The organism is Kibdelosporangium aridum (assembly GCF_900176515.1).
GTDB classification, from domain to species: domain Bacteria; phylum Actinomycetota; class Actinomycetes; order Mycobacteriales; family Pseudonocardiaceae; genus Kibdelosporangium; species Kibdelosporangium aridum.
Genome location: NZ_FWXV01000001.1, coordinates 2,111,638 through 2,129,058 on the forward strand (window position 1 = coordinate 2,111,638; position 17,421 = coordinate 2,129,058).

18 protein-coding genes are annotated in these 17,421 nt (G+C 66.4%); 9 read left to right on the top strand and 9 right to left on the bottom strand.

Translation table 11 applies throughout. The features are described 5' to 3' along the window. The first annotated feature begins 37 nt into the window (after positions 1-37). Together B9C43_RS09095 and B9C43_RS09100 are read left to right on the top strand one after the other, a co-directional pair. Positions 38-685 (top strand): pyridoxine/pyridoxamine 5'-phosphate oxidase, encoded by a 648-nt coding sequence (locus B9C43_RS09095; protein ID WP_033387197.1) that lies wholly within the window; start codon positions 38-40, stop codon positions 683-685. Continuing rightward, on the top strand, positions 676-1,329 hold the full coding sequence (locus tag B9C43_RS09100) for a maleylpyruvate isomerase family mycothiol-dependent enzyme (protein ID WP_084425443.1): 654 nt from the start codon (positions 676-678) through the stop codon (positions 1,327-1,329). Before B9C43_RS09095 ends, B9C43_RS09100 begins: the two co-directional genes overlap by 10 nt. Positions 1,330-1,390: 61 nt before the next feature. Here the strand turns inward: B9C43_RS09100 and B9C43_RS09105 are convergent, their stop codons facing one another. After that, entirely contained in the window at positions 1,391-2,905 is a 1,515-nt protein-coding gene (locus B9C43_RS09105) for an Nramp family divalent metal transporter (RefSeq protein ID WP_051896510.1), read from the bottom strand. 232 nt (positions 2,906-3,137) lie between these two features. Here B9C43_RS09105 and B9C43_RS09110 point away from each other — a divergent pair, with 232 nt between their 5' ends. Both B9C43_RS09110 and B9C43_RS09115 read left to right on the top strand, forming a co-directional pair. Further along, the gene (locus tag B9C43_RS09110; protein WP_084425444.1) at positions 3,138-4,043 is read left to right on the top strand and encodes a helix-turn-helix domain-containing protein; all 906 of its coding nucleotides are present in this window, start codon (positions 3,138-3,140) and stop codon (positions 4,041-4,043) included. A 39-nt stretch (positions 4,044-4,082) separates the two neighbouring features. Beyond that, positions 4,083-4,868, top strand: coding sequence for a dioxygenase family protein (locus B9C43_RS09115; protein WP_084425445.1), 786 nt, complete (start codon positions 4,083-4,085; stop codon positions 4,866-4,868). Positions 4,869-5,001: 133 nt separating this feature from the next. Here B9C43_RS09115 and B9C43_RS09120 read toward each other — a convergent pair whose 3' ends face one another. Further along, positions 5,002-5,280, bottom strand: coding sequence for a DUF2277 domain-containing protein (locus B9C43_RS09120; RefSeq protein WP_037271084.1), 279 nt, complete (start codon positions 5,278-5,280; stop codon positions 5,002-5,004). A 50-nt stretch (positions 5,281-5,330) separates the two neighbouring features. Between B9C43_RS09120 and B9C43_RS09125 the strand changes: the two genes are divergently transcribed. The 4 genes from B9C43_RS09125 (at position 5,331) to B9C43_RS09140 (ending at position 11,005) form a co-directional block, all read left to right on the top strand. Then, the gene (locus tag B9C43_RS09125; protein ID WP_084425446.1) at positions 5,331-7,196 is read left to right on the top strand and encodes an acyl-CoA dehydrogenase family protein; all 1,866 of its coding nucleotides are present in this window, start codon (positions 5,331-5,333) and stop codon (positions 7,194-7,196) included. 255 nt (positions 7,197-7,451) lie between these two features. Then, positions 7,452-8,396 (top strand): hypothetical protein, encoded by a 945-nt coding sequence (locus tag B9C43_RS09130; RefSeq protein WP_084425679.1) that lies wholly within the window; start codon positions 7,452-7,454, stop codon positions 8,394-8,396. A 65-nt stretch (positions 8,397-8,461) separates the two neighbouring features. Next, positions 8,462-10,642, top strand: coding sequence for a heavy metal translocating P-type ATPase (locus tag B9C43_RS09135; RefSeq protein ID WP_143446249.1), 2,181 nt, complete (start codon positions 8,462-8,464; stop codon positions 10,640-10,642). Between the two features lie 81 nt (positions 10,643-10,723). Beyond that, positions 10,724-11,005: a metal-sensitive transcriptional regulator gene (locus B9C43_RS09140; RefSeq protein WP_033387242.1), complete on the top strand. Its 282-nt coding sequence runs from the start codon at positions 10,724-10,726 to the stop codon at positions 11,003-11,005. Between the two features lie 64 nt (positions 11,006-11,069). On the opposite strand, the gene B9C43_RS09145 is transcribed toward B9C43_RS09140, so the two are convergent. The 7 genes from B9C43_RS09145 to B9C43_RS09175 all read right to left on the bottom strand — a co-directional run bounded on the left by B9C43_RS09145 (position 11,070) and on the right by B9C43_RS09175 (position 16,560). Then, positions 11,070-11,717, bottom strand: a complete 648-nt coding sequence (locus tag B9C43_RS09145) for a hypothetical protein (protein WP_033387244.1) — start codon at positions 11,715-11,717, stop codon at positions 11,070-11,072. A gap of 72 nt (positions 11,718-11,789) precedes the next feature. After that, complete coding sequence (locus B9C43_RS09150; protein ID WP_084425448.1) at positions 11,790-12,518, bottom strand: S1 family peptidase; 729 nt, start codon at positions 12,516-12,518, stop codon at positions 11,790-11,792. 90 nt (positions 12,519-12,608) lie between these two features. Then, entirely contained in the window at positions 12,609-13,193 is a 585-nt protein-coding gene (locus B9C43_RS09155) for a YdeI/OmpD-associated family protein (RefSeq protein ID WP_084425449.1), read from the bottom strand. Then, on the bottom strand, positions 13,190-13,588 hold the full coding sequence (locus B9C43_RS09160) for a VOC family protein (RefSeq protein WP_033387250.1): 399 nt from the start codon (positions 13,586-13,588) through the stop codon (positions 13,190-13,192). Before B9C43_RS09160 ends, B9C43_RS09155 begins: the two co-directional genes overlap by 4 nt. Positions 13,589-13,652: 64 nt before the next feature. Then, the gene (locus tag B9C43_RS09165) at positions 13,653-14,273 is read right to left on the bottom strand and encodes a histidine phosphatase family protein (RefSeq protein WP_033387252.1); all 621 of its coding nucleotides are present in this window, start codon (positions 14,271-14,273) and stop codon (positions 13,653-13,655) included. Between the two features lie 23 nt (positions 14,274-14,296). After that, entirely contained in the window at positions 14,297-16,237 is a 1,941-nt protein-coding gene (locus B9C43_RS59925) for a DUF6596 domain-containing protein (RefSeq protein ID WP_084425450.1), read from the bottom strand. Continuing rightward, positions 16,234-16,560: a YciI family protein gene (locus tag B9C43_RS09175; protein ID WP_033387256.1), complete on the bottom strand. Its 327-nt coding sequence runs from the start codon at positions 16,558-16,560 to the stop codon at positions 16,234-16,236. Before B9C43_RS09175 ends, B9C43_RS59925 begins: the two co-directional genes overlap by 4 nt. A 196-nt stretch (positions 16,561-16,756) precedes the next feature. Between B9C43_RS09175 and B9C43_RS09180 the strand changes: the two genes are divergently transcribed. Beyond that, positions 16,757-17,401 (top strand): sulfotransferase family protein, encoded by a 645-nt coding sequence (locus tag B9C43_RS09180; protein ID WP_084425451.1) that lies wholly within the window; start codon positions 16,757-16,759, stop codon positions 17,399-17,401. The last annotated feature ends 20 nt before the right edge of the window (positions 17,402-17,421 follow it).

The window sequence follows — 17,421 nt, forward strand, 5'->3', positions numbered from 1 at the left end:
CTTCCCCGGACGACCCCATGTGAGATACGGTCGGCTAATGAGCTTGGTGACGAACTCCATTAGGTCGACGCTCCGGGGCCTGCCGTCCCTGGCCGCACCCTTACCGGCCTTCGACACCTCCCAAGCACCGGCGAACCCAGCTGCGCTGTTCCAGTCGTGGCTCGAGAACGCGATCGACGCCGGCCTGCGCGAGCCGCACGCAATGACCTTGTCGACCGTGGACGCGCACGGCCGCCCGGATGCCCGGACATTGATCCTGAAGGACCTCACCGGCGCCGTCTGGTGGTTCGCCACGCACTCCTTGAGTCCGAAGGGAACACAGCTCACCGCCACGCCGTACGCGGCACTCACGTTCTACTGGCCCACGCTCGGACGCCAGATCCGGGTCCGCGGCGCCGTGATCACGGCAAGCAGCGCGGACAGCGCACGGGATTTCCTCGAACGCTCCGAGTCCGCACGGACCGTCGCCGCGCTGGGGAACCAAAGCAAGCCGCTGGCCAACGCGGAAGAACGCCGCACTGTGCTCAGCCGGACCGAACCGCCGCCTGAATGTCCGGAATGGACGCTGTACGGCGTCGTCGGCCAGGAAGTGGAGTTCTGGCAGGGCGATCCGGGCCGTGACCACACGCGACTGCGATACACCTCGACCGACGACGAATGGGAGCGAACGCTGCTATGGCCGTGAACCTCGATGTCATCTCGGCTGGCCACGCCCGCCTTGCCGACCTCATCACCGGTCTCACCGACGACCAGGCACGAGCCGCCTCGGCGTTACCGGGCTGGTCACGCGGGCACGTGCTGACGCATCTGGCCGAACACGCGAAGGCACTGAAACGCCAAACGGAATACGCCCTGGACGGCAAGCTGGTCGACATGTACGATGGCGGCTTGCCCAGCCGCGCCGCGGCCATCGAAGCCGGATCCGGCCGCCCGGCCAGCGCCCTGGCCGACGACGTCGTCCAGTCTGCGAAAGAGCTCGAAACAGCCTGGGCCGCAGTGGGTCCGGACGACTGGGCACGTCCGGTGACGTACCGGGACGGAACACTCGAAGGCACCGTGCTCGCCCGGTGGCGTGAGGTCGAGATCCACAGTGCGGATCTCGACCTCGGGCGTGTCGACTGGTCGCCGGAGTTCTGCGATTACATCATCGGCTTCTTGTCCCCACGCGTCCCGTCCGGTGTGAGCGTCATTCTGCCGGATCGGGTGCTGGGCGAGGGCGAACCGGTCCGCGTATCCGGCGATCCACGCGAGATCGCCGCGTGGCTCGCCGGACGCGACCACTCAGGGGTCACGTTCTCCCGGCAGCGCGAGCTGGACCCGTGGCCCTAAGTCCTCAGTGGACCGGGGCGGTCGCACCACCGCCCCGGCCTCGGCCTGCTGCCGTCGTAGGTCAGAACCGCACCAAGGCGGTCCCAGTGAGGAACTCGTACACGAAGTTCACGAAGAAGAACCCGAAGAACAGGACGTTCAGCACCAATATGACGTAGTGCCAAGCCCGTGGCCGGGCGGCCTTCGGCAGCCTGCTGTTGAGGTACATCAACGCGAACGGGAACATCAGGGCGCCCAGGTTGGACATGTTGGCCGAGATCTGCACGAGTTCCACCGGCAGCGCGAGGTGGATCGCGAACGCGATGACAACGAGCAGCAGCAACATGAACGGGTAGTAGAAGCGCCTCGGGTCACCTTCGATGCGGGCCCGCAGCTTCGGACTGGTCGCGTGCACGGCGTCGGTGAAGTTCCGGACCAACGCCTCGAAGATGCCCAGCTGTGTCGAGAACAGGATCAGCACACCGACCAGCAGCATCAGGTAGAACAGGCCTGGTCCGTATTGCTGACCAAGCTGTTCCGCTGTGTACGTCGGGACGTTCGCGGCCGTCGGCGCCACTCCGGAGGTCGCCACCAGGTGGGACATCAGGATGGTCGGCAACAGCATGCCGATCATCGCGCCGGCGAAGAACACACCCCACATGTCCAGCCGCAGAAGCCGGTACCACCGCTTCCACAACGCGGTGTTCTCAGGCGTATCAAGGAAAGTCACGCCAACCGGCTTGATCTCCTTGCGTTCGCCCCGCATCCCGGAGATGAACCCCACCCGGTGGCCCATGCCGTAGCCCTTGTCGCGATAGTGGCTCATCGCGTACCAGTTCAAGCCGGACGCCAGAGCGGTGAACCCGGCGAGCGCCCCGAGTTGAGTGGCGGTGATGCCTTCCGGTGGCGCGGCGGGCGTCACCAGGCCCGCGACACCGTCCCACCAGACATTGCCAGGAACGATCGCGATCGTGACAACGATCAGGACGAGCAACAGGGTGCCGACGATGACCCAGTTCGCCAGCTCGAGCGCCCTGGAGACCTTCCGGGCCAGCGCGGTGATCAGGAAGACGACGAGCAGCAACCCGATACCCAGCAGCCGCACGTACTCCAGCTCGTCGGGCCGGTGCACCCGCCCCGCGAACAACGCGAACAGCCCCTGCCCGGCACCAGCGGCCCAACCACCGAAGATGAACGCGAAGTAGAACACGATGAGGGATAACGGAACCCAGAGCTTCCACCCGGGTGGGACCCGTCCGAACCCGACGATCGGCACCTCGCCGGTGGCCAGGACGTAGCGGGCGATCTCGATGTTGTACAAGGTCTGCAGGACAGCGGAGACGGTGATGACCCACCCGATGCCGATGAAACCGAACGACCCGACCGCCTGCGGCCCGAGCAACCACTCCCCACTGCCGATCGAGATGCCCAGCGCGATCAGGCTGGGACCGATGACGAACTGGATGACCTGGAGCGGGCCGAGCTTGCTTACCTTGAAGACCTCCTCCGGTTGGGGAAGATCGGCGACGTCCAGCGGCGGACGGCTCACCCCCAGCGGAAACTCAGATTGCTGGGTTCGAGGATCGATACCGGCCATGAGCACCTCCTGACCCGAACTTCACGATCCGGACAGTAAGCACCTGCGAGCCGCAAAGGTCAATCCTTGACTGCGCTGCGATCGAGGTTCGGTGCGCACAACTCTCATCCATAGTGTGTGCGCCCTCGGCGAACACTGACGTCGCCCCGCTCGGAGCCTGTTTGGCTTGGCCTGAACTGTTGCCACGTCTGCGCATAATTGGTCTGGACCTCGCGATGACGGGAGGACTGACATGCGTGGTACGACGGTTCCGCCCGGAACCCCCTGCCTCGCCCCACGCAATGGCGAGCCGCCGATCCACCGGCTCGAAGTCGCGGACGCCATGCCGTTCGCGATGGGGACGTTCGACTCCATCGGGCCGCTTTCCCGCGCCCCTTTCCCGCACCGGCACACCTTTCACGAGATCGTGTACGTCACCGGCGGGACCGGCACGCATGTCGTCGACCTCGCCCGGTGGCAGCTGCGACCGCCACACCTTTGTGTAATCGTCCCGGGGCAGGTGCACCACTGGGAGAACGCACAGGACCTCGACGGGTTCGTCACCCTCTTCACCGACGACTTCCTCGTCGACCATCCGGCTGACCGGGAATTGCTCAGGCGGTTGAGCGAACGGCCGTGGCTCAGCCTCGACAAGGCGTCCCACGACCGGATGCAGACGCTCATCGCCGAGCTGCACCAGGAGTTCCAGGACGGCACCGAGTCCGTGCTACGCGCACTTCTGCACGTCATCGTCTCCCGGGCCGCACGGCTCACCGAAGTTCCTGGGCCGAGCCCGGCCAGGGCGCATGCCGTCGCCCAGAAGTTCGCTGCTTTGACCGCGCAGACCGACTTGTGGACCGTGCGCGAATACGCCGATCAGATCGGGGTCACGCCGGGTTATCTCACCGATGTCGTCAAGAACGCTATCGGCCGTACGCCTTCGCAGCTCATCCGTGAGGCGCGCATCCGTGAGGCGAAACGGCTGCTGATCAGGACCGATCTCACCGTGCGGCAGATCTCGCGCCGGATCGGGTTCGCTGACTCCGCCTATTTCTGCCGGTTCTTCCGGCGGGAGACCGGCGACAGCCCTGGCGACTTCCGGGAAAAACACCATGACTGGCCGCACCAGTCCATCGTCAGCGAGCAACCGCCTACCTAGGTTCGTTGTCAGTGTCCCACGCGCCCATAAGGAGCAGGCATGGACAACCTTCCCAGCCGGAAGACGGTGCTGCGGGCCGCGCTCGCCGCAGGCGTCGCCGTGCCCGCCGCCATCGTCGCGGTCCCTGCACTCGCCCGCACCACGACCGGCACCCCACCACTCACTCCTGCTTGTGACGACGGCGACGACCCGACCCCGCCGCAGATGGAAGGCCCTTACTTCAAGCCGAATTCGCCCCGCCGCAACTCGCTGGTCCAGCCCGGCACGGCCGGCACCCCGCTCAAGGTGACCGGGTACGTGTTCGGGCTGAAGTGCTTGCCGTTGAGCAATGTTCTGCTGGACTTCTGGCAGGCTGACAACAACGGCGCCTACGACAACGTCGGCTACCGCTTCCGCGGCCACCAGTTCACCGATGCGCAAGGCGCCTTCTCACTCACCACGATCGTGCCCGGCCTGTACCCGGGTCGTACCAGGCATATTCACGTGAAGGTGCAGGCACCCAACCGTCCGGTGCTCACGACGCAGCTGTACTTCCCCGGCGAGCCGCGCAACAACACGGATGCGCTGTTCGATCCACGGCTGCTGATGACCGTGCGGAACGTGGGCGGCGGACGTGAGGCCGCTTTCGACTTCGTGCTCAACGTGCCCCAGAACCCGCCGACCACAACCCCGCCGCCTGGCAGCGGCACGTGGGCAGCAGGTACGGCATACACCGCTGGCGCTCGCGTGACGTACAGCGGGCTTGGCTATGTGTGCCTGCAAACCCATACGGCGCAGCAAGGATGGGAGCCGCCATCGGCTCCCTCTCTGTGGCGAGCCGAGTAAGTCCGGATCGCAGATAGGCGTGGTGGCGGTTTGGACGCCCATGCACGACGGAACCGCGACGTCGATGGCCCGGGTCGCGGTTCCTCGACGGGGTCGCCGGGGTGGTGAAAGGTGCAGTCCCCCGGCGACCTCGCTACGAAGACTTCCCCTTGGCCGCCAGTCGCGCTTGGACCTCTGGCCGACGCAGCGGCGGCACAGTGGTCGGCGGCTGCCGTCGCGCGGGCAGCGCTTCCAGCAGGCGGGTGGTCGTCGCGGTGACCTCGGCGACGGCAGCTTCGAACGCCTCACGCGTGGCATCCGACACCGACTGGACGCCGCTGACCTTGCGCACGTACTGGCGCGCGGCCGCTTCGATCTCCGCGGGCGTCGCGGCGGGCTCCAGACCACGCAATGTGGTGATGTTCCGGCACATGCCGCCAGGATATGACGTGTAGTGCGGCTACAGTCGGGTAAACCGAAACCATGATCGAACCTGCGCGGGTCACCGAAGTGCTCGACGGCCGGCACCAGGAATTGCGCCGTGAGCTGCGGGAACGGATGACCGACGCGAAGTTGGCCGACACGATCGGGCTGGACGTCGACACGCACCGCGCCCTGGTGTTCGATCAGCTCAGGGAACTGGCCGCGACCAGGCATCCCCGGCTCGGCTTCGCCAAGCAGTACGGCGGCGAAGGCGACATCGGCGGCTCGGTCGTGTCGTTCCAGATGCTCGGCTACGGCGACTTGTCGCTGATGGTCAAAGCAGGTGTCCAGTGGGGACTGTTCGGCGGGGCCGTGCAGATGCTCGGCACCGAACGGCACCACGCGAAGTACCTGCCGGACATCATGTCCCTCGACCTGCCCGGCTGTTTCGCGATGACCGAGACCGGGCACGGTTCCGACGTCCAGCACCTGAGGACCACAGCGCGGTACGACAACGGCGAATTCGTTGTGGACACTCCGGACGACGCCGCGCGTAAGGACTACATCGGCAACGCCGCCCGCGACGGGCGGATGGCCGTGGTGTTCGCACAGCTCATCGTCGAAGACCGGTCGTACGGCGTGCACGCGTTCCTTGTGCCCATCCGGGACGCTGCGGGCCGACCGGTGCCAGGCGTGCGCATCGGGGACTGCGGACCGAAAGCCGGACTGAACGGTGTGGACAACGGCAGGCTGTGGTTCGACCACGTCCGCATTCCGAAAGAGAACCTGCTCAACCGATATGGCGACGTCACCGACGACGGTGCGTACACCAGTTCGATCGAGAGCGACAGCCGCCGGTTCTTCACCATGCTCGGCACGCTGGTGCGTGGGCGGATCAGCGTCGCGGGCGCCGCGAACAGCGCTTCGCAACGCGCGTTGACGATCGCGGTCCGTCGTGCGGAAAGCCGCAGCCAGTTCCGCAAACCGGACTCGGACACTGAGATCCCATTGCTGGATTACCTCGCCCACCAACGTAAACTGCTCATCCCGCTGGCCAGGACCTACGCGCTGCACTTCGCACAGGACGAACTGGTCGGCATGTTGGGTGACGTGCAAAGCGCCCCTGAGCCGGACCCCATTGCCCAGCGGCAACTGGAATCCCGAGCGGCTGGGATCAAGGCCGTGGCGACCTGGCACGCCACGAGCACCATCCAAACGGCACGCGAGGCCTGCGGCGGCGCGGGCTACCTCGCCGACAGCGGGTTGCCCGCGTTGAAGGCGGACACGGACGTGTTCACCACGTTCGAAGGTGATAACACCGTTCTGCTCCAGCTGGTCGCGAAAGGACTGCTGACCGACTACCGCGACAACTTCGCCGACCTGAGCCCGTTGGCCACCGCCCGCCTGGTTGCCGAGCAGCTGATGGGCGCGGTACTCGAACGAATCGCCGCGCGACAGGTCATATCGCGATTCGACGACGACGTCCGCTCCCGCGACTGGCACCGCAGCCTGTTCGAGGACCGTGAGCAGCACGTTCTCGAAGGCCTCGCCCGTCGCCTGCGCGCGGCGGCATCGTCGGACACCGATCCGTTCGACGTGTTCAACGACGCGCAGGACCACGTCCTGCTCGCCGGACGCGTGCACATCGACCGGCTGGTCTTCGACGCGTTCGTCGCCGCCATCGACAACTGCGCGGACGAGGAGGTCAAGGCGCTGTTGGAGCAGGTCTGCGACCTCTACGCGCTGGCGTCCATCGAGGCCGATCGCGGCTGGTTCCTCGAACACGGCCGGATCACCACGGCACGCTCCAAGAAGGTGACCGCCGAGGTCAACGCCCTGTGCAAATCGCTGCGGCAGTACGCGCGCACGCTGGTCGACGCGTTCGCGATCCCCGAGCAGTACCTGCCAGCCCCGTCACCAACCTAGGGCTGGCGAGGCGCTTTTGCCTTTTCCCACGCCGGGCATGCAGCACGACTGACCATTCCGTGGGCCGAGTATCAGCCTCAATGCCGCTTTCGAGCATGAGGCATGTCCAGGTCCACATGTGGACACCCCTTGCCCACCGATACCCCCAGGGGGTATAAACATGACCACGGCCACGTCGGTTCGGCATACGGGTAGGGGGTAAGCTGGGACCAACCAGGCCGCTGACCGCTACTCAGCCCGAGAACAGGACTGATGATGAACACAGCCACGAGGCTCACCGCCTACGGTGCGGCGCTCGTCCTGGTCGCCGGTGGCGCCTGGGCGATCGGCACTGCTGTCGGACCGGTCGGCGACGCGGCGGGCACTCCCGCCGTTTCCGCCCACACGGATTCCCACAGCGGCACTGTCGCGGCGAGCTCCGAGGATCCCGCTGGCCTGGCGTCGGCCAAGGACGGTTACCTCTTCCAGCCGTCCAGCACCACGTTCAGCACGGGAGCCACCACTCCGTTCAGCTTCAAGATCACCAAGAGTGACGGGACCGCCCTCACCGCGTTCGACGTCGAGCACGACAAGCGGATGCACTTGATCGTCGTACGCCGTGACCTCGCGGGATTCCAGCACGTGCACCCGGAGATGGCTCCGGACGGCACGTGGAGCGTCCCGCTGACGCTCACCCAGGCCGGCAGTTACCGGGCGTTCGCCGATTTCAAGCCGACCGGCGGCAGCAAGCTCACACTCGGCGTCGACCTGGCCGCTCCGGGCACCTTCCAGCCGGTGACGTACCGCGACTTCCGGGTATCCAATGTCGATGACTACGAGGTCAAGCTGGACGGCACGCTGGTTGCAGGCCAGTCGTCCAAGGTCATGCTGACGGTCCGCAAGAACGGCCAGGACGTCACCGATTTGCAGCCGTACCTGGGCGCATACGGACATCTGGTCGCACTGCGCACCGGCGATCTCGCCTACCTGCACGTCCACCCGGACGGCACGCCCGGCGACGGCAAGACATCGGCCGGACCTGGCATAACCTTCTACGCCGAGGTCCCGTCCAGCGGCACGTACCGGCTGTTCCTGGACTTCCAGCACGAGGGCAAGGTCCGGACCGCGGACTTCACCGTGTCAACTGACGGCTTCGCTGCACCTGCCCAGCCCGCCCAGCCCGCGCAACCGGGGCACGCCAACGACGGCCACGGCCACTGACCAGGGAGGATTCCGTGACATCAGATGTCGCCACCGGTCAGCAGATCGAACTGGCCATCAGTGGCATGACGTGCGCCTCGTGCGCCAACCGCATCGAGCGCAAGCTGAACAAGCTCGACGGTGTGACCGCGACGGTCAACTACGCGACGGAGAAGGCCAAGGTGACCTTCCCTGCCGAGGTTGACCCCAGTGTGCTCGTGCAGACGGTCGAGGCCGCCGGGTACTCCGCGACCCTGCCGCAGCCGGAAGAGCTGGAAAACCCCGAAGAGACCGGAGGCGACCCGTTGCGGTCGTTGCGGCAGCGGCTGATCGGCTCGGTCGTCCTGTCCGTGCCGGTGATCGCGCTCGCGATGATCCCGGCGTTGCAGTTCACGTACTGGCAGTGGATCTCGCTGGCGTTGGCCGGACCGGTCCTGGTCTGGGCGGCATGGCCGTTCCACCGCGCAGCGTGGCAGAACCTGCGGCACGGCGCGGCCACCATGGACACGCTCATCTCGATGGGCACACTGGCCGCGTTCGCGTGGTCGTTGTACGCACTGCTGTGGGGCACCGCGGGCGTGCCGGGGATGACGCATCCGTTCGAGCTGACCATCGAGCGGATGAGCGGCGACGGCAATATCTACTTCGAGGTCGCGGCGGGCGTGACCACGTTCATCCTGGCGGGCCGGTACTTCGAAGCACGGTCCAAGCGACGGGCCGGCGCGGCGCTGCGAGCGCTGCTCGAACTCGGCGCGAAGGACGTGGCCGTCCTGCGCGACGGCCGTGAGGTGCGCGTTGCGATCGACACGCTCGCTGTCGGCGACCGGTTCGTGGTCCGGCCTGGCGAGAAGATCGCGACCGACGGCGTGATCGAGGAAGGCAGCTCCGCTGTCGACGCGAGCATGCTGACCGGTGAGTCCGTTCCGGTCGAGGTCGGGCCGGGTGACAAGGTCGTGGGCGCGACGGTCAACGCGGGCGGACGGCTGGTCGTGCGTGCGACGCGGATCGGGTCGGACACGCAGCTGGCGCAGATGGCCAAGCTGGTGGAGGACGCGCAGACACGTAAGGCCGACGTGCAGCGGTTGGCCGACCGGATCTCCGGGGTGTTCGTGCCGATCGTGATCGCGCTGGCTGTCGGCACGTTGGCGTTCTGGCTGGGCGCGGGCGGTACGACCGCGGCAGCGTTCACCGCTGCCGTTGCCGTCCTGATCATCGCGTGCCCGTGTGCACTCGGGTTGGCCACGCCGACGGCGCTGCTGGTCGGCACGGGCCGAGGCGCGCAGCTCGGGATCCTGATCAAGGGCCCTGAGGTGCTGGAGTCCACTCGACGCATCGACACCGTCGTTCTGGACAAGACCGGCACGGTGACCACCGGTCAGATGTCGCTTGTGGACATTCACGTCGCCGAAGGCGTCGACGACGAGGAAGCCCTGCGACTGGCCGGAGCGGTGGAGAGCGCGTCCGAACACCCCATCGCACAGGCGATCGCGCGGGCGGCGGCCGACAAACTCGGTGATCTGCCCGCGGTCGAGGACTTCAAGAACATCGAAGGCCTTGGCGTGCAAGGCATTGTCGACGGCCAGGTAGTCATCGCCGGGCGGACGGCGTTGCTCGATGACTGGAGCCAGAAGCTGCCGGAGAGCTTGGCGGCGGCCAAGTCCGACGCGGAGAAGGACGGCCAGACCGCGGTCGCGGTCGGCTGGGACGGCGAGGCAAGGGCGGTTTTCGTCGTCGCCGACACGGTCAAGCCGACGTCCGCCGAGGCAGTGACCAGGCTACGGGCCTTGGGGCTCAAGCCGGTCCTGCTCACCGGGGACAACTCGGCCGCGGCCAAGGCGATCGCCGCCCAGGTCGGCATCGACGAGGTGATCCCCGAGGTCCTGCCGAAGGACAAGGTCGACGTGATCAGCAAGCTGCAGGCCGAAGGCCGCGTGGTGGCCATGGTCGGCGACGGCGTGAACGACGCGGCCGCGCTGGCACAGGCCGACCTCGGCCTGGCCATGGGGACCGGTACCGACGTGGCGATCGAGGCGAGCGACCTGACGCTGGTCCGTGGCGACCTGCTGGCCGCCGTCGACGCGATCCGGCTGGCCCGGCGGACACTCGGGACGATCAAGGGCAACCTGTTCTGGGCCTTCGCGTACAACATCGCGGCACTGCCGCTGGCGATGGCCGGACTGCTCAACCCGATGATCGCGGGCGCCGCGATGGCGTTCAGCTCGGTGTTCGTTGTGAGCAACAGCCTGCGGCTGCGCCGCTTCCGCTGACGTGTTCGCGCTGATCAGGGCCACCCAGGTACCGGTAAGGGGTAAGCTGGGTGACCGGGTGTGAGCGAGGGAGAGAAGGACATGCGGGGATACACCGGGGACAAGGAAGCGTTCCTCAAGCGGCTGCGGCGGATCGAGGGACAGGTCCGCGGACTGCAGCGAATGGTCGAGAACGACGAGTACTGCATCGACGTGCTCACCCAGATCTCGGCCGCCACCAAGGCATTGCAGGCGGTGTCGCTCGGGCTGATGGACGAGCACCTCAAGCACTGTGTCGCCGAGGCGATCGCACAGGGCGGCGAGAACGCCGAGGAAAAGGTCAGGGAAGCCAGCGAGGCCATCGCCCGGCTGGTGCGTTCCTGACTTCCTGTCCTTCTCCCGCGACGGGCGCGACTGTCTTCTCTCCGGCAGTCGCGCCCGTCTTCGTTCAGCCGAAGACCATGAGGTCCTTCGGCGAACGCGGCAGCACCTCGTAGTGGGTCTCGAACTGCCCGCTCAGCCCGGTCGCCAGCACGACCTGGCCGAGCTTGAGCGTGGAGACGTCGATGCCGGTCTGCGTGTTGACGAAGATCTGCACCTCACCGGAACCGTCGCTGATCCAGAACTTGTAGCCGTAGGGCAAGTCGTTGAGCGGGCCCTGGGTGATCTTGCCGGCGACCCGCAGGAGCAGCCCTTCGCTCTTCTCCCCCACCGCCTTCGTGGCCGACCAGCGCGCGTGCACCTGCGGGCCGGTGCGGCCCAGATCGACCTCGGTCGGCACGAGGATCAGGAAGCCGAAGCTGTCACGCAGGGTGCCGGTGACTTTCGCGCGCCTGCCCGGGTTGGCGCCCAAGTTGTCGGCGGTGCTGATGTAGATGCCCGCACTGCCGTCCTGCAAACCGAAGCCCTTGTCGAAGAAGCTGGACTCGAAGGCTCCGGACGGCGTGGTCACGGTCCCGCTGACGGTGACAACGGTGCCTAACGGCTGGGTACGCGCTTTGGCGATGGAAAGGGTGCCCTGAGGCGCCGCGACCGCGGGCGGCGCGACCAACGTGAATGCCAGCAAAGTGGCGAACATCAGCGTGCGAAAGGCCATGGCACACCTTATTCAGCCCAGCGGTGACAGCGAGGGCAGGGCTTCGCGGTCACGCCGTTTCAGCAGAGCGTTTCAGCAGAGCCTGCTTTGCAGCGTCTGGGCGATCCAGTCGTGGTATCGGGCGACCTCCACCGCGATGGTGCCGGGCGGGTTGCTCTCCCCTTCGGAGATGACCCCGACCAGCTTCCCGCCCTGCAGCACCGGGCCGCCGGAATCACCCTTCTGGGAGATACCCGTCGCCTGGCGCAGTTCCATCCCGTCGGGAACGGCGTCGATCTTGACGTTGAACGCGTTCACCCGCATATTCGCCACCCGCAGATCACCGGACTGTCCCCATCCTCTGATCGAGACCGTCGAGCCGATCACGGGACGGCTGCCGCTGTAACCGACGATTTGGTTGGTCTGCCCGACATTCCTGTTCAGCTGGATGACCATGATGTCCGAGAATGCTCCTTGCGCCTGGTCGCCACCCGTGACAACCCCTATTCTGGCGTACTTCCGGCAGACGCCGAAGTGTTCACCCTGCCCTCGTACGTGGTTGCCGACATTGACCTGGAACTGGCCAAGCGGCAGTTCGTTGCCCTTGTCGTCGTAGAAGCAATGCCTTGCTGTGACGACGAAACGCTGCGACACCAGCGTTCCCCCGCAGATGACCTGGCCTTGGTGGGCGAGCTGCACCGCCCCTTCAGGGCGACGACTCGACACCCCGCCTGAAATGGCTTGGGCAGATGGCGCGGCGAGCACGCCAGCCGCCAATGAAAGGGTAATGGCCGCCACTGGAACCAGTTTTCTGAACTTCATTCGCCGAACCTCATTCCTGACGGGACGACACGCCCGTCAGGAATAACTCAACGCCCACCGCGAATCGACGGCAACCGACACTGCGCGAAATTACCTGGCCTGCTGCACTGCGGGCCGTAAACTCGGTTGTGACGGGTGGTTTGCCCGGATGTTCCGCGCGGCGAGTTCCACTGTCCGGCCGATTCGGCGCTGCCGGGTTTCCGCTTTTTTCGCCGATCCGATCCAGTCGAGGATCAGCCGTTTCGACGACGGCGGGAACTTCTCGAAGTTCTCCCGTGCGCTTTCGTTGCCGTCCAGCAGCTCCCGCAGGTCGTCCGGCACTGCCGGCGCGTCCCATGTGCCGTTGGCTTTGGCGTGATCGATCAGGGCCTGGCCGCGTGGCGTCATCTGGCCTTGCGCGATCATGCGTGCCGCGCGGTCACGGTTGAGCTGGCTCCACGAACTGCGGGTGGTCCGCGGGCTGAAGCGCAGCTGCGAACTGGTCGCGTCGCGCTTGCGGTGGTGGCTGTCGATCCAGCCGAAACACAGTGCCTGTTCGATCGCCTCGTGGTAGCGCGGGCTGGGCGTCGCGCTGTCCTTGTGGTGCAGGATCAGCCAGACTTCCTTGGCCGAGTCGCTGTTCTCGGCCAGCCACGCCCGCCACTGCGCTGTGCTGCTCGCGTAGAACGTGCTCATCCCAGGATCTCCAGGTAGTGCCGGTTGTACATGATCCCGAGGATGTTGCCGAACGGGTCGACCACGGACGCGGGCACGAACCCGGGCCCGCGTTCGATCACCGGCATGTACACCTTGGCACCGAGTTCGATCAGGCGGTCGAACTCCGCGTGGACGTCGTCCACGTGCCAGTAGACGATCGCACCACCCGGCTGGTCGCGGTCGCTCGGCGAGAACTTCGCGTCCATGATGCCGAATTCGTGCTCGTAGTCGCCGACGCGGAACTCCACGTAAGCGACCTTGCCGTCGACCTCGCGCTCGAAGTACGGCTTGATCCCGAATACCTCGCTGTACCAGGCCACAGCGGCTGGCACGTCCTGCGCGCAGATTGTGACGGTGGCAAGTCCTCGCAACATCGCTGACTCCTTTGACTCGGTTGCTTTCATCCTCCGAGTCAAAGTGCTCATCAACTGAGCACTTTTAGGCCAACCGCTGAAATTCTCCCGGGAACCCGGTCCACCGCAGGTCAGCGGGCAGATGACCCATGTCGTTGAACACCAGCAACGAGGGAGCGCGTTCCGGCGTGTAGCGGATGATGGTCAGTGCCGCGTTGGCGTGGTCGAGCGCCAGCCACCGCCACGCCGGCGACCCCTGCGCCTGGTTGACCAGCCATCCGGCCAGGTAGTTGTGGGTGACGAGCAGCTCGTAGCGGTCTTGGCCGCCGTCGACCGGGCCGGTGAACAGGGCGGTGGCCTCTTTGACGAGTTTGGCGCCGCGCTGACGTTCCAGGATGGTGAACTGGCTCAGAAAACTGAGCAGGACGTCCGCCGAGTCCTCCGGCAACTCATCCCGCGTGGGTACATAGGGGATGTAGTCGCCCGCGGCCTCCACCGATTGCACCGGCACGTCGCCCACCTGCTCGGCGATCAGCTTCGCCGTCTGTTCCGTCCTGCTGCGGGGTCCGTGGTACACCGCGTCGAGCGGCACCTGTTTCAGTCGTTGACCGAGCTGCGTCGCCTGCCGGCAACCGGCCTCGGTCAGTGTTGTCTCGTCGGGCAGCGCTTCGCCGTGCCTGGTCAGAAAAAGATAGCGGCTGCCCATGGTGCCCTCCCAGCTGTGGATCTCTATCTGGGGGACGCCTCGGGCCGGGCCCGGTTGCCCGCTTTCAGCTGTTTCAGTGTGTATCCGACGCCACGGGGATCCAATGGCCTCGTGGCTTGCTTGAACAGGTACTCGGCACGGGGATAGGACAGCCGGCCGCGTCCGGTTTCCGGACACAGATCAGCGGTGGCGGGCATCCGGGCGGGCACAGGTTTGCGGTCAGCAAGGAACAACGGGCCGCGAGTGCGTCCAGCAACCAGCTGTGGCAACGATTTCGCTGTTCCAGAACGCCAGGTGACCCACGACCCGTCGGCCCGGGCGCGCCGGTCGGCCATGTCGAGGTCTTCGACGTTCAACGACAACACCGTTGTCACCGCAGCGCCGGATTCGTGTAGCAGCCGCCACAAAGTCCGTTCCCGCACTGCGACCTCAAGGCCCCACACCATCTCCAGCTGAGACGGTGCCAAAGTCGTTGGCTGCGTTGACGGTTCAGCCCGTCGGTCCAGCCGTGTGTCCAAATCGGGCAAGGCGGCCCACGCACCGAAAGACCGGATCGCCGAGCGATGCCGGTTCCACGTTTTCGGCGCCGCGTTCGGCCACGCTGTCGCGAAAACCCGGGCGACCTGATCGGCATTCAGTGATTCCAGCGGCAGCTGCTCCCCCAACGACCGGCACAGCCGGCGCAGAGTCTGGCCGTACGAACGAAGTGTGGCCGCGTCCAAATCCGTGCGCGCCAGGAATTCCGCGCTGGCCTCACCCAAAGTGGGCCCAGCTGTCACGACCGCGATCGATCCCGCACGCCGCAACAGAAAGGCACGTTCGGCGGCGTTGTTGGTCAGCGCCGCGGCCCGTTCGTACTCCAGCCGGGCTTCCGGATGCCGCCCGAGTTGCTCGAGCAGGTCGCCCCGGACGCTGGGCAGCAAGTGGTAGTTCCGCAGCGCCGGATCGTCGACCAGCTTGTCGACCATCGCCAGCCCGGCTTCGGCGCCGTACGCCTTGCCGAACGCGACCGCACGGTTGAGCTGCACGACCGGCGTGGGCAGCAACCCGGCCAAAGCCGTGTACAGATTGGAAATCTGGACCCAGTCGGTGTCCTTGGCGGTCTTGGCCTGTGCGTGGCACACCGCGATCGCGGCTTGCAGCACGTAAGGACCCGGTGTGCCACCGATGTCCCTGGCACGCAGCATCGCGGTGAACCCACGGCGGATCAGCAGCGGATCCCAGCGGTCACGGTCCTGCTCGTGCAGCAGGACCGGCTCACCGGACGGCCCGGTCCGCGCGGCCTGCCGGGACGCTTGGATCTCCATCAGCGCGACCAGGCCGTGCACTTCGGCCTCCCGCGGCACGAGAGCGGCCAGCATTCGGCCGAGCCGCAACGCTTCCAGGCACAGTCCCGGCCGCATCAGGTCGTCGCCGGAGGTGGCCGAGTAGCCCTCGTTGAAGATCAGGTAGATCACTTCGAGGACCGCGGGGATGTCGGCGGTCCTCGACCGTTCGTGCTCGGCCAGGGTTCGTTTCGCTGTGGCGATGCGGTGCGTGATGTCCAGCTCGGTCGTCAGGAACGCCCGCGCGATCTCCGCCGGGCTCAGCCCGCCGAGCAGCCGCAGGGTCAACGCGGCTCGGTCACGGGCAGGCAGGATCGGATCGCAGGTGATGAACATCAGCCGCAGGACGTCGTCCTCCTGCGGCTGCGCGCTGTCCTTGACCAGCTCGGCCTGTTTGCTTTCGGCCAGCTTGGCGCGCCGGATGTGGTCGACGGCCCGGCGTTTGGCGACGGCCGTGAGCCAGGCGCCCGGATTGTCCGGGACGCCTGACTCCGGCCACTGCTCCAACGCGGCGACGAGTGCGTCCTGCGCCAGCTCTTCGGCCAGTCCGACGTCGTGCACCAGCCGGGTCAGCCCGCCGATGATCTTCGCGGCCTCCAGCTTCCAGACCGCGTCGATCAGCCGGTGGGCGTCGGTCACAGGAACACCTCGTGCACCCGGCAGACGCCGTCACCGCCGATGGCGAAGGACCGGCGCGCAATCTCCAGCATCTCCTCTTTGGACCGGACGTCGACCAACGCGAAGCCGCCGACGGTCTCTTTCGCTTCGGCGTACGGGCCGTCGGTTACGACCAGTTCGCCGTCCCGCTGGACGATCTGCATGCCGTTCTGGTCGAGCCCGCCAGCGGCGACGATGACGCCCGCTGCGGACAGCTCGGCGACGAACTTGTCCATCTCCTCGAACAGCTTCTCGTCCGGCGTGCCCTGGTTCTCGTCCCGCATGGTCATCATCAGGTAGCGCATCAGCGTGGCCCTTCTGGTCGGTCTGGGATGTTTCGCGTGGACGTCGAACCGGCGATGTGACAGGGAATGTACCCCTTCCCTGTCACATCCGGATGACTCCTCATCCCGTCAAACGGCGTCAAGATGTGGATCTCCGCCGTGGCCGCCAGGTACCGTCAAGATCTCTCCGCAGCGGCTCTGACAAGGACGGGTGCGCATGGTCGAGATCATCGGAGCGGGCTTCGGCCGGACCGGGACGGCCTCGCTGAAACGGGCACTGGAGCTGCTCGAGTACGACCCTTGCCACCACATGAGCGAAGTCCTCAAACAGCCCGACACCACGGTCGGGTGGACCGCGGCTCTCAACGGTGACCCCAGCGTCCTGCCCGGCCTGTTGAGCGAGTACCGGGCCACGCTGGACTTCCCCGGTTGCCTGCTGTGGCGCGAGATGATGGACCTCTACCCCTCGGCAAAGGTGCTGCTCAGCGTGCGCGACCCGAAGGAGTGGTACGACAGCGCCCGCGCCACCATCCTCAACCCGATCCGCAACGAGAACATCGACGAGCACCTGGCCGCCTTGCTGCAGCCCTTCTCCGACGCGATGGCCGGCCGTGGATTCCGGCGCGATCTCGATGAAGCCGACATGATCGCGGTGTTCAACAAGCACAACGCGGACGTACGAGCGGGCGTGGAGAAGTCCCGTCTGCTGGTGTACGAGGTCAGCCAGGGGTGGGAACCGCTCTGCGCGTTCCTCGGTGTCGACGTGCCGGACGTCGAGTTCCCGCACTCGAACGACTCGGCTTCGTTCCGGGACAACGTCACGAGGGTGCTCACCGGCCGGGCCAAGGAGCTCGGCGGATAACCAGCGGCTAACCACCCGGT

What these genes read in the sequence shown, in the direction of transcription:
- B9C43_RS09145 (WP_033387244.1), bottom strand. Translation starts at nt 11,717, where the DNA reads ATGGCCTTTCGCACGCTGATGTTCGCCACTTTGCTGGCATTCACGTTG.
- B9C43_RS09095 (WP_033387197.1), top strand. Translation starts at nt 38, where the DNA reads ATGAGCTTGGTGACGAACTCCATTAGGTCGACGCTCCGGGGCCTGCCG.
- B9C43_RS09180 (WP_084425451.1), top strand. Translation starts at nt 16,757, where the DNA reads ATGGTCGAGATCATCGGAGCGGGCTTCGGCCGGACCGGGACGGCCTCG.
- B9C43_RS09160 (WP_033387250.1), bottom strand. Translation starts at nt 13,588, where the DNA reads ATGTTGCGAGGACTTGCCACCGTCACAATCTGCGCGCAGGACGTGCCA.
- B9C43_RS09155 (WP_084425449.1), bottom strand. Translation starts at nt 13,193, where the DNA reads ATGAGCACGTTCTACGCGAGCAGCACAGCGCAGTGGCGGGCGTGGCTG.
- B9C43_RS09115 (WP_084425445.1), top strand. Translation starts at nt 4,083, where the DNA reads ATGGACAACCTTCCCAGCCGGAAGACGGTGCTGCGGGCCGCGCTCGCC.
- B9C43_RS09150 (WP_084425448.1), bottom strand. Translation starts at nt 12,518, where the DNA reads ATGAAGTTCAGAAAACTGGTTCCAGTGGCGGCCATTACCCTTTCATTG.
- B9C43_RS09100 (WP_084425443.1), top strand. Translation starts at nt 676, where the DNA reads ATGGCCGTGAACCTCGATGTCATCTCGGCTGGCCACGCCCGCCTTGCC.
- B9C43_RS09165 (WP_033387252.1), bottom strand. Translation starts at nt 14,273, where the DNA reads ATGGGCAGCCGCTATCTTTTTCTGACCAGGCACGGCGAAGCGCTGCCC.
- B9C43_RS09125 (WP_084425446.1), top strand. Translation starts at nt 5,331, where the DNA reads ATGATCGAACCTGCGCGGGTCACCGAAGTGCTCGACGGCCGGCACCAG.
- B9C43_RS09130 (WP_084425679.1), top strand. Translation starts at nt 7,452, where the DNA reads ATGAACACAGCCACGAGGCTCACCGCCTACGGTGCGGCGCTCGTCCTG.
- B9C43_RS09135 (WP_143446249.1), top strand. Translation starts at nt 8,462, where the DNA reads ATGACGTGCGCCTCGTGCGCCAACCGCATCGAGCGCAAGCTGAACAAG.
- B9C43_RS09110 (WP_084425444.1), top strand. Translation starts at nt 3,138, where the DNA reads ATGCGTGGTACGACGGTTCCGCCCGGAACCCCCTGCCTCGCCCCACGC.
- B9C43_RS09120 (WP_037271084.1), bottom strand. Translation starts at nt 5,280, where the DNA reads ATGTGCCGGAACATCACCACATTGCGTGGTCTGGAGCCCGCCGCGACG.
- B9C43_RS09175 (WP_033387256.1), bottom strand. Translation starts at nt 16,560, where the DNA reads ATGCGCTACCTGATGATGACCATGCGGGACGAGAACCAGGGCACGCCG.
- B9C43_RS09105 (WP_051896510.1), bottom strand. Translation starts at nt 2,905, where the DNA reads ATGGCCGGTATCGATCCTCGAACCCAGCAATCTGAGTTTCCGCTGGGG.
- B9C43_RS09140 (WP_033387242.1), top strand. Translation starts at nt 10,724, where the DNA reads ATGCGGGGATACACCGGGGACAAGGAAGCGTTCCTCAAGCGGCTGCGG.